General features: G+C 70.1%; 11 protein-coding genes. 7 read left to right on the top strand and 4 right to left on the bottom strand.

Features of this window, described 5'->3' with window-relative positions; genetic code table 11:
• The first annotated feature begins 116 nt into the window (after positions 1–116).
• The 6 genes from ACWBNA_RS06395 (at position 117) to ACWBNA_RS06370 (ending at position 6,922) form a co-directional block, all read left to right on the top strand.
• On the top strand, positions 117–1,301 hold the full coding sequence (locus tag ACWBNA_RS06395) for a pectinesterase family protein (RefSeq protein ID WP_482703194.1): 1,185 nt from the start codon (positions 117–119) through the stop codon (positions 1,299–1,301).
• Positions 1,301–2,326, top strand: a complete 1,026-nt coding sequence (locus ACWBNA_RS06390) for a pectinesterase family protein (protein ID WP_482703192.1) — start codon at positions 1,301–1,303, stop codon at positions 2,324–2,326. Before ACWBNA_RS06395 ends, ACWBNA_RS06390 begins: the two co-directional genes overlap by 1 nt.
• Before the next feature lie 4 nt (positions 2,327–2,330).
• Positions 2,331–3,584, top strand: a complete 1,254-nt coding sequence (locus ACWBNA_RS06385; RefSeq protein WP_482703190.1) for a pectate lyase family protein — start codon at positions 2,331–2,333, stop codon at positions 3,582–3,584.
• Entirely contained in the window at positions 3,577–4,731 is a 1,155-nt protein-coding gene (locus ACWBNA_RS06380) for a dienelactone hydrolase family protein (protein ID WP_482703188.1), read from the top strand. Before ACWBNA_RS06385 ends, ACWBNA_RS06380 begins: the two co-directional genes overlap by 8 nt.
• Before the next feature lie 51 nt (positions 4,732–4,782).
• Positions 4,783–5,895: a right-handed parallel beta-helix repeat-containing protein gene (locus ACWBNA_RS06375; protein ID WP_482703186.1), complete on the top strand. Its 1,113-nt coding sequence runs from the start codon at positions 4,783–4,785 to the stop codon at positions 5,893–5,895.
• Between the two features lie 229 nt (positions 5,896–6,124).
• A complete protein-coding gene (locus ACWBNA_RS06370; RefSeq protein WP_482703184.1) occupies positions 6,125–6,922 on the top strand; it encodes an HAD family acid phosphatase in 798 nt (265 codons plus the stop codon).
• Here ACWBNA_RS06370 and ACWBNA_RS06365 read toward each other — a convergent pair.
• A complete protein-coding gene (locus tag ACWBNA_RS06365; RefSeq protein ID WP_482703181.1) occupies positions 6,915–9,143 on the bottom strand; it encodes a glycoside hydrolase family 43 protein in 2,229 nt (742 codons plus the stop codon). The genes ACWBNA_RS06370 and ACWBNA_RS06365 overlap by 8 nt on opposite strands.
• 234 nt (positions 9,144–9,377) lie before the next feature.
• Here ACWBNA_RS06365 and ACWBNA_RS06360 point away from each other — a divergent pair, with 234 nt between their 5' ends.
• Positions 9,378–10,532: a right-handed parallel beta-helix repeat-containing protein gene (locus ACWBNA_RS06360; RefSeq protein ID WP_482703179.1), complete on the top strand. Its 1,155-nt coding sequence runs from the start codon at positions 9,378–9,380 to the stop codon at positions 10,530–10,532.
• 161 nt (positions 10,533–10,693) lie between these two features.
• Here the strand turns inward: ACWBNA_RS06360 and ACWBNA_RS06355 are convergent, their stop codons facing one another.
• The 3 genes from ACWBNA_RS06355 to ACWBNA_RS06345 form a co-directional block, all read right to left on the bottom strand.
• The gene (locus ACWBNA_RS06355; protein WP_482703177.1) at positions 10,694–11,524 is read right to left on the bottom strand and encodes a pectate lyase; all 831 of its coding nucleotides are present in this window, start codon (positions 11,522–11,524) and stop codon (positions 10,694–10,696) included.
• Positions 11,525–11,608: 84 nt separating this feature from the next.
• Positions 11,609–12,451 carry a hypothetical protein gene (locus ACWBNA_RS06350; RefSeq protein ID WP_482703175.1) on the bottom strand — a complete coding sequence of 281 codons (843 nt, stop codon included), beginning with the start codon at positions 12,449–12,451 and terminating at the stop codon, positions 11,609–11,611.
• On the bottom strand, positions 12,448–13,014 hold the full coding sequence (locus tag ACWBNA_RS06345) for a SigE family RNA polymerase sigma factor (protein ID WP_383865226.1): 567 nt from the start codon (positions 13,012–13,014) through the stop codon (positions 12,448–12,450). Before ACWBNA_RS06345 ends, ACWBNA_RS06350 begins: the two co-directional genes overlap by 4 nt.
• Between the last annotated feature and the right edge of the window lie 84 nt (positions 13,015–13,098).

Genomic DNA, 13,098 nt, shown 5'->3' with positions numbered 1-13,098 from the left:
CGGGGCGGGACCCCACCGCGCCCTCGATCGGAGGCGCGCCCGCCCCGGCCCCCGCACTCCCCGCGAGGCACCGCACCGAACCACCCTGCCGAGCCGCACATCCAAGGAGCCCCCGCATGTCCTCGCCCCACGTCCACCTCCCCCTGTCCAGAAGGGGATTCCTGATGGCGAGCGCCGCAGCGGGCGCCGCGCTCGGGCCGGCCGCCCTGCCCGCCGAGGCCGCACCTCTGCCCGCCGAGGCCTCCTCCCGGCACCGCCCGTTCGGCCGGTACGGGTCTCCGGCCGCACGCCTGACCCCGAAGACGCTCTACGTCGACCAGCGAGGCCGCGGCGACTTCACCACCGTCCAGGCCGCCGTGAAGGCCGCCACCACCGCGGGGTACACCCTGGTCATCGCGCCCGGCGTGTACCGCGAGACGGTGTCCGCCGGTGTTGTCGACCCGGCCACCGGGCAGCGCACCGAGGCCGCCGCCGAGATGACCTGGATCGGCGCGAGCGAGAACCCGCGCGACGTCGTCATCGTCTACGACAACGCGGCCGGCACGATGAAGCCCGACGGCTCCGGCACCTACGGCACCACCGGCTCCGCCACCACCCTGATCCGCACCGACGGCTTCACCGCCCGCTGGATCACCTTCGCCAACGACTGGCTGCGCGCCGACCACCCCGGCATCTCCGGCACCCAGGCCGTCGCCATCAAGGTGCTCGGCGACCGCTCGGCCTTCCACCACTGCCGCTTCCTCGGCCACCAGGACACCCTGTACGCCGACTCCTTCGCCCTGTCCGTCTTCGCCCGCCAGTACTTCGCGCACTGTTATGTCGAGGGAGACGTCGACTTCGTCTTCGGCCGGGGCACGGCGGTCTACGAGAACTGCCACTTCCGCACCCTGAACCGCACCGACCTGTCCGCCGCCCCGTACGGCTTCGTCTTCGCGCCCTCCACGGCGGGCGCCAACCCGCTCGGCTACCTGGTGCTCCGCAGCCGGATCAGCAGCGAGGCCCCGGACGCCGCCTACAAGCTGGCCCGCCCCTGGGTGCCCAGCTCCGACACCACCGCCCGCCCGTCGCTCACCGTGCGGAACACCTGGCTCGGCCCGGGCATCGACGCGGTCGCGCCCTACACCAACATGTCGGACGCCTTCCCGTGGCAGAACCAGCGGTTCGCGGAGTACCGCAACTCGGGCCCGGGCGCGGAGATCACCGTTCCCGCCAACCGCCCCCAACTCACCGACGAGCAGGCCCGGTCCGCGACGCGTGCGGCCTACCTCGGTGACTGGACGCCGTGGAAGGGGGAGCGCTGATGCGCAGGCGCACGCTCCTCACGGGCATCGCCGGCGGGCTCGTGGCGGCCGGTGCCGGTCCCGCCTGGGCGGTGGGCCGCCGCGTCCTGCACGTCCGCCCCGGCGACCGCGTCCAGGCGGCAGTCGACGCGGTGACCGGCCCCGGCTGGACGATCGTCGTGCACCCGGGGACGTACCGCGAGGTCGTGAACATCCCCGTCGGCAAGCCCGAGTTGACCCTGCGCGGGGCCACCCGCGACCCGCGTGACGTCGTCATCGTCTTCGACAACGCCAACGGCACCCAGAAGCCCGACGGCTCGGGCACGTACGGCACCGCGGGCTCCGCCACCTTCACCTCGGCGGCCCCCGGGCTCACCGTCCGCGACCTCACCCTCGCCAACGACTGGCTGCGCGCCGACCATCCCGAGATCACCGGAACGCAGGCGGTGGCGGCGTACACGTACGGCGACCGCACGCACTTCGAGAACGTCCGTCTGCTGGCCCACCAGGACACCCTGTTCGTCGAGACGAGCGCGCTGGACGTCTTCGACCGGCAGTACTTCCACCGCTGCCACATCGAGGGCGACGTCGACTTCGTCTTCGGCCGGGCGACCGCGGTCTTCGAGGACTGCCACTTCCGCACGCTGCAACGAGACGTGTCGTTCACGCCCAAGGGGATGGTCTTCGCCCCGTCCACCGCCCGGGCCAACCCGCACGGCATCCTCGCCCTCCGCTCCCGGATCACCTCCGCCGCCGAGGACGGGGCGTACAAGCTGGCGCGGCCGTGGGTGCCGTCGTACGAGACGACCGCCTGGCCCTCCCTCGTCGTGCGGGACAGCCGGATCGGGCCGGGGATCGACGCGGTGGCGCCCTACACCAACATGCGCGAGGCGTACCCCTGGCAGACCATGCGGTTCAGGGAGTACCGCAACTCCGGTCCGGGCGCGGCGATCACGGTGCCGGAGAACCGGCCCCAACTGACCGGCGCCGAGGCCGAGTCGCACACCAAGTCGGCCTACCTCGGTGACTGGCGGCCTCGTGCGTAGGGCCGTGACGGCCCTCCTGGCCTGCGCGTTCCTGCTCTTGCCGACGACGGCCTCCGCCGCCGAACGCGCACCCGCCGGCTGGGCCTCGACCGGTACCGGCACCACCGGCGGCGCGGGCGGCACCACCTGGACGGTGCACACCCGCGCCGAACTCAAGGAGGCCCTGGCCAACCGGGGCGAGCCGGCCGCACCCAAGGTGATCCGGGTCGTCGGCGACATCAACGGCCATGAGGCGGCGGACGGTTCGCTGCTAGGCGAGCAGGACTACGCCCCCGGCTACGACCTCGCCAAGTACATGTCCTGCTTCGGCGAGGACGGCGGCACCTGGTCCGACACCCGCCACGACTACTGCAGGCAGCAGCGCCAGCTCCGCCAGACCGGGTCGACGCAGGAGAAGCTGCAGATCCAGCTGACCGTGCCCAGCAACACCACCCTGGTCGGCGTGGGCGGCGACGCCCGGCTCCTCGGGGTCTTCCTGACCGTCAACACGGGCACGAACATCATCGTCCGCAACCTGCACCTCGAAGCGCCCGTCGACCACTTCACCACCTGGTCGCCGGGCGACGGCTCACAGGGCAACTGGAACGCCCGCTTCGACGCGATGACCGTGATCACCGGCAAGAACATCTGGGTCGACCACTGCGCCTTCACCGACGGCCGCTTCCCGGACCGCGAGGCGCCCCCCGGCTTCCACGGGGAGCACGTCCAGCGGCACGACGGACTCCTCGACATCGAGGACGGCTCCGACTTCGTCACCGTGTCCGACAGCCGTTTCACCGACCACGACAAGGCGATCCTCATCGGGTCGGGCGACGGACGCGGCGACCGGGACCGCGGGCACCTCAAGGTCACCTTCGTCCGCAACCTCTTCACCGACATCGTGCAGCGCGCCCCCCGCGTCCGCTTCGGGCAGGTGCACGTCGTCAACAACGTCTACCGGGGCCGGGCCGCCGACACCCTGTACGCGCTCGGCGCCGGCCTGGAGTCCGCGATCTTCTCCGAGCGCAACGTCTTCGCGTACCCGCGCGGCAACCCGGCCCTCGCGGTCGCGGACTACGGGGGCGAGCACTTCCGGGACACCGGCTCCTGGTTCAACGGCCGCCCCGCCCGCCTGAACGCCGTGGCGAACGGCCTCGGCCTGACGAGCGACGTCGGCTGGGACCCCGCCGACGTCTACGACCACCGGCCGCTCACGACCCCGTCGGCAATCCAGCACCACGTCCTGCGTCACGCGGGCCCCGGGCGGCAGGATGACTGAGCTGTTCGGCCGCCGGACCTTCGTGGCGGGAGCCGCCGCGGCGGCGTTCCTCGGAGGTTCACCCGGCCAGGCGCAGGCCGCCGGGCTCGTCGGTGGCAACCTCCCCGACTTCCACCCGGCTCTGAAGGGCGAGCTGCGCTTCCCGCTCGCCTGGGGCACGTCCCCGGTCCGCGACTTCAGGTCCTGGCGCCGCGCCGCCCGTTCCAAGGTCGAGGAGCACCTCCTCGTCGACCGGCAGGACAAGACGCCGTACGCCCCCGAGTTCACCCCCGGCCCCCAAGGCGAGGGATACGCCAGGGAGTTGGTGACGCTCTCCCTCACCTCGTACGAACGCGTCCGCGGCACCCTGCTCACCCCGCACGGCACCGGACCCTTCCCCGCCGTCCTGCTCCTGCACGATCACGGAGCCCGGTTCGACATCGGGAAGGAGAAACTCGTCCGGCCCTGGTACGACGACACGCGCCTGGCCTCCGGACAGGCATGGGCGGACAAGTACTTCAGCGGACGCTTCGTCGGCGACGAACTGGCCCGGCGCGGCTACGTCGTCCTGTGCCTGGACGCCCTCGGCTGGGGCGACCGCGGCCCCCTCACCTACGAGCAGCAGCAGGCCCTCGCCTCCAACTTCTACAACCTCGGCTCCTCCCTCGCCGGACTCATGGCCCGCGAGGACGCCCGCGCCGCCGGATTCCTGGCCGGCCTGGACCGCGTGGACGCCCGCCGGGTCGCGGCCGTCGGGTTCTCCATGGGCGCCTACCGCGCCTGGCAGACGGCCGCGCTCAGCGACGCCGTCGCCGCGGCGGCGAGCGTGTGCTGGATGACCGGGCTGAAGGAAATGATGGTGCCCGGCAACAACACGCTGCGCGGGCAGTCCTCGTACTACATGCTCCACCCCGGGCTTCCCCGGTTCCTCGACTTCCCCGACGTGGCGGGCATCGCCGCACCCAGGCCGATGCTCTTCTTCAGCGGCGCGCTGGACACCCTCTTCCCCGCCGACGGCGTACGGGTGGCCCACGACAAGCTGCGCGCACTCTGGCGCTCGCGCCACGCCGAGGAGCGGTTGCACCTCAAGACCTGGCCCGACCTCGGCCATGTCTTCGTCGACCGCATGCAGGACGAGGTCTTCAGCTGGCTGGACCGCGTCCTGTGACCCACTCCCCGTAGGAACTCCCCATCCGAACGACGAAAGGGACCGCACTCCATGTCTCGTCGTACCGCTCTCACAGCCGTCGCGGCGCTCTCCCTGGGCGCCGGCCTCGCCGTACTCCCCACCCAGGCCCAGGCCGCGACCGTGGTCGTCAGCAACTCGACCGACCTGTCCAACGCCATCAAGAACGCCACCGCCGGAACCGTCATCCAGGTCCGCGGCGGCACCTACTACCCCACGGCCACGATCCAGTCCACGGCCAACGGCACCTCGTCGGCGCCGGTCACGCTCACCGCGTACGGCTCGGAGACCGTGAAGATCGACGGGTCGTCGCTGCCCTCCGGCGGCTGGATCTTCAAGCTCACCGCGGACTACTGGAACGTCTCCAACATCACCTTCCAGAACTCCCCGGACAGCGCGGTGGTCTGCCAGTCCTGCACCGGGACGGTCTGGAACAACATCAAGACCATCAACGGCGGCGACTCCGGCTTCACCCTCACCGGCGACGGCACGGTCAACAACACCGTCAAGAACATCGACAGTTACGGCCACTACGACGCCGCCACCCACGGCGAGAACGCCGACGGCATCGCCGTGAAGTTCGGCTCCGGCACCGGCAACCTCATCACCGGGGCCCGCCTCTACAACAACTCCGACGACGGCCTGGACTTCTGGTCCTTCTCCTCGCCCGTCACCGTCGAGCACACCTGGGCGATGGGCAACGGCAAGAACCGCTGGTCCGACTCCGCGTTCGCGGGCGACGGCAACGGCTACAAGCTGGGCGGCGACGGAGAGGTCGTCGCGCACGTCATCAACAACTCGGCGGCCTGGGACAACGCGGGCAACGGCTTTACCGAGAACAGCAACAAGGGCGCGATCGTCATCAACCGCACCACCGCCTACGCCAACGCCAAGTGGGGCTACTACTTCGCCACCGGCGCGGCCAAGCTCGGCAAGAACCTGGCCGTGAGCAACGGCGGCGGATCGGTGAGCAAGGGCTCCTCGGTCGCCTCGTCCGGCAACAACTGGGACTCCGGGATCTCCACCCCGGCGTTCCGGTCGACGGACGCGAGCAGCACCTACAACGCCCGCAGTTCGAGCGGCACGCTGCCCGCCACGATGTTCCTGACGACGGGCTCGACCACCATCGGCGCGACGATGAACTGACCCGCGGGAAGCGGGCCGGTCCTCCGGCCCGCTTCCCCACCGGCCGGGTCAGTCCCGCCGGATCCCAGCCGGTCCAGCACCTCGGCCGCGGCCCGCAGGGCCGGACGCCTGCGCTGGCCGGCGAGGCGCAGCGGCAGCGCGGTCTCTTTCGTATTTGCCGTCCTTGGAACAGGTATAGATCGGGCAAAGGGTCTCGCGCGGACGAGGGTGACGCGCGTAGAAACCTGTCATGCATAAGCCATTGCGTATCGCTGCCGTCGCGGCCGCCTGTGCCGTCACCGGCGCCGCCCTGTACGGCGCCGGTGCGGCCACCGCCGGCCAGTCCACGGCCAACTCCACCCACGAGCCCTACAACATCGGGCTCCTGGTCAAGGACATCGACACCTACTACGGCACCACGCCCGACGCGAACGGCGTCTACCAGGCGTCCGCGGACAGCCCGTACGCCAAGGACCTCGCCCGCATCGACACCGCCGCGAGAAAGTACATCGACCAGGCGGCCCGCAAGGCGCTGCACAAGGGCGCCAGGCCCGCGGTCGTCTTCGACATCGACGACACACTGCTGCTCAGCCTGGACTACGAGAAGCGCTACAACTACACCTACAACTCGGCCAGTTGGGCCGCCTACGTCAACAAGGCCGACCGCCCCGCGGTCTTCGGCAGCCCCGAACTCGTGCGGTACGCCGAGAAGAAGGGCGTCGAGGTCTTCTACAACTCGGGCCTCAGCGAGGCGCAGCGCTCGGCCGCCGTCGAGAACCTGAAGAAGGTCGGTGCCGACGTCAACCTCGACGCCGGCCACATGTTCCTCAAGAACACCGCCAACCCGCCGTCCTACCTGAGCGGTTGTGCCACGCCGGGCGCCTGGACCTGCACCACCGTGCAGTACAAGTCCGGCACCCGGCAGCACATAGAGAAGGACCTCGGGTACGACATCGTCGCCAACTTCGGCGACCAGTACTCGGACCTCGACGGCGGCTACGCCGACCGGACGTACAAGCTGCCGAACCCGTCGTACTTCGTCAGTTAGACCGCACGGGCCTGATCGACTCCAGCGTCGGCACCACCGGCTTGATCGTCCCGTCCGGGGCGAACTCCATGCGGTCGATCGTCGTCTCGCGGTGCATGCCGTCGCCGCCCGGCCTTCCGGGGCCGTTCAGGGCGAACCGGTGGTAGACGACGTACCAGTCGTCGGTGCCCGGGGTGTTCACCACGGAGTGGTGGCCGGTGCCGAGAATGCCGTAGTCGGCGCGCTTGGACAGGATCGTCCCCCGCTTGGTCCACGGACCGAGCGGGGACGGTCCAGTCGCGTAGGCGACGTGGTAGTTCTCGCTGCGGGTGTCGTCCTCGGACCACATGAAGTAGTACGTGCCCTTCCGCTTGATCACGAAGGAACCCTCGCGGAAGTTGTCCGGGGTGATGTCCTGCACCTTCGCGGCGTCGAAGGACACCATGTCGTCGTCGAGCGGCACGACGTAACCGTGCCCGTTGCCCCAGTAGAGATACGACGTCCCGTCGTCGTCGGTGAAGACGGCCGGGTCGATCATCTGGCCGCTCAGCGAACCGCCCTTGGCCACCAGGGGCTTGCCGAGCGCGTCCTTGAAGGGACCGGCGGGGGAGTCGGCCACCGCCACGCCGATCTGCTGCTCGGCGCAGAAGTAGAAGTAGTACTTGCCGTCGCGCTCGGCGATCGCGGGCGCCCACGCGTACTTGTCCGCCCAGGTCACGTCCGGCCCGAGGTCCAGGATGACGCCGTGGTCCTTCCAGTGGACCAGGTCCTTCGACGAGTACGCCCTGAACCGCGTCCCGCCCCAGCCCTGGAAGCCGTCCGTCGTCGGGTAGATCCAGTACTCGCCGTTCAGATAGTGCACGTCGGGGTCGGCGTTGAGCCCGGGCAGGATCGGGCTGCGGGTGCGGACCGCCTCGACGGTCCACGCGCGCTTCGTCCCGTCGGCGGCCGTCACGGTGTACGTCTGCGGCTTGCGGAAGTCCCGGCGCGTACCGGACCGCGGGCTCACGCTCGCGCCCTCGCTCACGTGCAGCTTCGGCGCGAGACGCGTCACATCCGCGCCGGGCTCCATCGGCAGCACGACCTTCGACGCCGCCTCGGTGACGACCGCGTACCCCTTCTGGCCGGTCACCGTCGCGTCCATGACCGACGTCGGCGTGGCCGGGTAGGCGGCCAGCAGCCGGTCGTACTCCGCCTGCGTCACCGGCAGCACCGTGCCGTGCCGCGGGCTCGCGGGCAGCTGGTAGTTCGCGGACATCGTCCACTTGCCCGAGTCGAGGTCGGTCGTCTCGAAGGGGACGTAGCCGCGGCCGCCGTACTCGTCGATGAACAGGTACCACTTCTTCTCGGTGTTGGACTTGAAGACCGTCGGCCCCTCGCCCCGGTCGATCGAGCCGCTGCCGATGCAGTCGGAGACGAAGTCGTACGTGGTGTCCGTCAGGCTCGTCGACTTCTCCCCGGTGATGAACTTGGAGCAGGGTGAGCTGGAGGACGGGTCCCGCTCGTCCTTGGTGTAGCGGTAGTAGGTGTCCTTGTCCTTGACGACCGTCGAGTCGATGACCGAGTAGCCGGGGTCGTCCCAGACCTTAGGCTCGCTGAAGGTGCGGAAGTCCTTCGTGGTCGCGTAGAGCATCTTGTTGTACGTCGATCCCGTGTGGCCGGGATCGTCGTCGGCGTACAGCTTCGACGCCCAGAAGACGACGAACTCGCCGAGCGAGTCGTCCCAGTAGGCCTCCGGCGCCCAGGTGTTGCCCGCGCTGTCAGGCGAGACCTTCACCAGGCGCTGGTCGGTCCAGTGGACCAGGTCGGTGGACTCCCACACCATGATCGACTTGCTGCCGTGCCGCTGGACCTGGTCCCAGCTGCCGCTGCTGTTGCGGTACATCCTCAGGTCGGTGGCGATCATGTAGAACTTGTCGCCCTCGGGGGAGCGGATCACGAACGGGTCCCGCAGCCCCTTCTCGCCGATGGTCGACGTGAGGACCGGCTTGCCCGCGTTCAGCTCACGCCAGTGCAACGGGTCGTTGCCGCGGCTGAGGGCGTAGCGGATCTGCTCGCCGTCGGCGGTGCCCTCGCCCGTGAAGTAGGCGAAGAGATAGCCGGCGTACTTGGACTGCTTCACGGGTGGTGCTCCAGATTGCGCGGTGCTGGGCGGACTGGCGACGAGGGAGAGGAGACAGACGAGGAGGGCCAGGAAGGGGATCAGGAGCGTGCGGGCGGTACGGCCTCTGGGGGGTCGCATGACACATCCTGTGTGAGTGTGGGGGTTTCTGTGGAGTCGGTTTTCCCTCGGAGTGTCATGGGAGGGGGACAGCTGGTCAATCGGTGCGGGTGGGGCCGGCGGAAGCGAAAGTTTCGATCGTTTTCGCGGGGCTGCGGCAACCTTTCCGGCCGGGGCGACGACCGGATGTCAGAAGCGGGCCGGGGCGGCCCCTCCGGTCCGCTTCGTCCCCATCTCCCAGGAAAGGAACGCCCCGTGCGCCCAAGCACCGGACGCCACCGCAGGACGCGGACCCTGTCGATCGCCGCGACGGTGGCCGTCGCCGCGTGCGCGGGCGGCGTGTACCTCGGCCTGTCCGAAGGCGGCGCCCAGGCCGCCTCGACGACGGTCACCGTGTCCACCACCGGCCGGCTGGAGGCGGCCGTCAAGAACGCGTCGGCGGGCACCGTCATCCAGGTCCGCGCCGGCACGTACTACCCGACGGCCACCCTCAAGTCCACGGCAGACGGCACCGGTTCGGCGCGGATCACCCTGCGGGCGTACGGCAGCGAGAAGGTGAGGATCGACGGCTCCCGGCTAGCCGCCGGTTCCTGGCTCGCCGGGATCTACGGCGACTACTGGACCGTCGAGAACCTCACCTTCCAGAACTCCCCGGCCCAGGGCTTCGTCGCCACCTCCTCCGTGGGCGGCGTCTTCAGGAACCTCGTCACCACGAAGAACGGCGACTGCGGCTTCACCCTGCGCGGCGACGGCACCACCGACAACCTCGTGCAGAACCTGGACAGTCACGGCAACTACGACCCGGCCGGGCACGGGCAGAACGCCGACGGCTTGGCGGTGAAGTTCGGCTCTGGGACGGGCAACAGGATCACCGGCGCGCGACTGTACGACAACTCCGACGACGGCCTTGACCTGTGGCAGTTCTCCTCACCGGTCACCGTCGAGCACACCTGGGCCTTCGGCAACGGCGAGAACCGGTGGGGCGACTCGGTGTTCGAGGGCGACGGCGACGGGTTCGAGCTGGGCGGCGGGGGAGTCACGGTCGCGCACGTCGTCAACGACAACGCGGCGTGGGACAACAGGTCGAACGGCTTCACCGAGAACTCCAACCCCGGCGCGATCGTGCTGAACCGGAACACCGCCTACGCCAACGCCAAGGCCGGGTTCTCCTTCGCCACGGGAAAGGCACGGCTGGCTCGCAACCTCGCGGTGAGCAACAAGAGGCGCCCGGCCGAGCTCGGTTCGTCCACCGTCTCCGCCGCGAACAACTGGGACGGCGGCGTCAGCACCCCGGCGCTGAAGTCGACGGACGCCACCACGGCCCACGGCCCGCGCGCGGCGGACGGCTCGCTGCCCACCACGACGTTCCTGACCACGGGGACGACGACTGTCGGTACGGCGATGAACTAGAACCCCGCGCAGATGAACGCCCCCGCCGGTCGTCACCGACGGGGGCGTTCTTCGTACCGGCCGAGGGGGGCTCGACCAGCGCTTCCGGTCGGCCCAAGGGGGGCTTGGCCGACCGGCGTCCGGGCCGTCGGACGTCTGGGCGACGACCCGGAGTCAGGAGATCACTGATACGTGATGTCAGACGCGGAGAACCGGCAGGACGTTGCGTCCGGGCCGACACCGAGCTGGGTGGGCTCCTTGCCGGTGTTGTTGCCCTGGAAGCGGACACAGGTCTTGATCTTCTTGCCGCTGTCGCCGTGGATGCGCACCTTGCGCAGGGCGGCGGTGTCGCCGTAGTTGGAGTTGATGCCGACGATTGAGTTCATCGGCGCGGTGACGTCCACGTCGTTGATGATGACCGTGCGCTTGTACTGCGTGGAGCAGTTGCCGCAGGAGCGCACCAGCTTGCCGGAGTTCTCGACCTGGAACTTGCTGACCACGAGCTTGCCCGCGCCGTTGAACTGGAGGACCTTGTCCGATCCGTTCTTCGCGCCGCCGCCGTGGACCGTGTACACGGACGACGCCGACTTGCCCTTGAAGGTGGCGGCGTCCTCGCCGACGTCCAGCCACCACACGTTCTGCAGGGTGCAACTGCCCAGGCAGTGCACGCCGTCGGCGGCCGGGGTGCCGATGATCACGTTCTTGAGGACCGCGCCGTCGGCCAGCTGGAAGACCGGGTCCTGGCCCTCGTCCTGGCTGTCGCCGCCCAGGGCGCCCGAGCCGTAGAACTTGGTGAGCTTGCCGTCGTACGTGCCGGACACCTTGATGGTGGACGACACGGCCTTGCTGCCCTTGGCGGTGGGCCACGCCGAGGCGGCGCCGGCGGAGGACAGCATCGTCGTGGTGACGATCGCCGCGCCGGTGATACCTAACGCGGCGGTCGAGGCGATCACGGCCCGCCTCGTGGTGACCCGGCGGCGGTGGCGGACGCGCTGTGCGGCTCGTGCAGTCATGCCCATTCCTTGCGTGGGAGAGGAACCTTGCGCTTCCTGGTCGCCACGGGGTGAGGAAAGGGTTGCCGCCCCTCCGAGATTTTCCTACGAGTCGTCCTCGTCGTCCTCGGTGGCCGCGAAGTCGCCCGCCACGGCACGCTGTTCGCCGTCCACCGTGGCGGTGATCGCGTAGCTGTCGTCCCGCGCGTCCCGGCCGCCGCGGTCGTGGTCGTACTGGCCCGCGAAGACCCACTCGCCCGTCCACAGGGAACGCTCGGGCTTGAGGACCCAGGTGTAGACGAGGAAGCCGTCCTGCTCGGCGACCGTCGCCGTGAAGTCGCCCTCGGGAGCGGAACGCCAGGCACCCGCCGACGTCACCCCGCCGGTCTGGCGGACCTTCAACCGCACGGTGAGCGCGGTGAGTTTCCCGCCCGTCTTGAGGGTCACGTTGCTCTGCCCCCAGAACTCGTTGCTGTGCGGGTCCACCGAGCCGTCCGACCACAGCGGGCCGTCCTCGACGCCGGAGGCGACGGGAGCCTCGGTGGTGGCGGAGGCACTCGGGGTCCGCGACGGCGCGTCGCCGGTCTCGGGGGACTGCTCCGGGGCGCTCGGCGTCGGGTCCGCGGGCGGGACAGGCGCGCGGCTCGTGGCGTCGGGGGACGGGGTCGCGGTGACCGCGACCGTCTTCTGCGGGGGAGCGTCCTCCTTCACCGCGGACGCCACCGCGTAGCCGCCGACACCGAGAACGCCCGCGACCGCGGTCGTGGCGGCGACCACCCGCACCCAGCCGAACACCGGCGGACGGGTCGCCCGGTGGTCGGTGCGGGTCTGCTCGCTCATGCCGCGCTCGATCCGGGCCAGGATGCGGGCGCGGTCGGGCTCGTGCGTTCCGGCAGCCTCGTGCAGCCGGGCGCGCAGCTCGTCGTGCACCTCCCGCTGCATGGTCATCGGTCCCTTCCCACGGCGTCACCGGTGCGCGCCATCGCCGCATGCACTCTAAGCGGTGCCGCCTGCGTGCCGAGCAGCCGCTGCAGCTCCGCCATCCCCTTCGAGGTCTGGCTCTTCACCGTACCGACCGAGACACCGAGGGCGAGCGCGGTGTCCTTCTCCGAGAGGTCGAACGCGTGCCGCAGCACCACACAGGCCCGCTTGCGGAACGGCAGTCTGCGCAGCGCCTCCTGGACGTCCACCACGCCGGCCACGTCCGGGTTCTCGATCTTCTCCTCGCGCTGCGACCAGAACAGCGCGATGCGCCGGCGTTCGCGGACCGCGCTGCGGATGCGGGTGCGCGCCAGGTTGGCCACGACGCCACGGGCGTACGCCGCCGGATGGTCGGCCGCGCGGACCCGGTCCCAGCGGTGCCACAGCGCCAGCAACGCGTCGGCCGCCAGGTCGTCGGCGGCGTCCGCCTCGCCGGTCAGCAGATGGGCGAGGCGGGACAGTTCGGCGTAGTGACGCTCGAAGAAGGCATGGAACTCCACGGAGGCGGCGTCGTCGACGACTGTGCCCACGGGCAGACCTCTCCTCACGGCGACTCGGGCACCCGCAGGGCCCCCTGTGTGTGTCATGTGAATGACATGTGATCGTCCGGCGTC

This window comes from Streptomyces sp. Q2, from assembly GCF_056820935.1.
Note: the sequence above shows the minus strand (reverse complement) of the source record. Positions and strands in the feature narration are given on the sequence as shown.

Coding starts and splice junctions, on each gene's coding strand:
- ACWBNA_RS06395 (WP_482703194.1), top strand. CDS start 117: ATGTCCTCGCCCCACGTCCACCTCCCCCTGTCCAGAAGGGGATTCCTG.
- ACWBNA_RS06390 (WP_482703192.1), top strand. CDS start 1,301: ATGCGCAGGCGCACGCTCCTCACGGGCATCGCCGGCGGGCTCGTGGCG.
- ACWBNA_RS06380 (WP_482703188.1), top strand. CDS start 3,577: ATGACTGAGCTGTTCGGCCGCCGGACCTTCGTGGCGGGAGCCGCCGCG.
- ACWBNA_RS06375 (WP_482703186.1), top strand. CDS start 4,783: ATGTCTCGTCGTACCGCTCTCACAGCCGTCGCGGCGCTCTCCCTGGGC.
- ACWBNA_RS06370 (WP_482703184.1), top strand. CDS start 6,125: ATGCATAAGCCATTGCGTATCGCTGCCGTCGCGGCCGCCTGTGCCGTC.
- ACWBNA_RS06365 (WP_482703181.1), bottom strand. CDS start 9,143: ATGCGACCCCCCAGAGGCCGTACCGCCCGCACGCTCCTGATCCCCTTC.
- ACWBNA_RS06355 (WP_482703177.1), bottom strand. CDS start 11,524: ATGACTGCACGAGCCGCACAGCGCGTCCGCCACCGCCGCCGGGTCACC.
- ACWBNA_RS06350 (WP_482703175.1), bottom strand. CDS start 12,451: ATGACCATGCAGCGGGAGGTGCACGACGAGCTGCGCGCCCGGCTGCAC.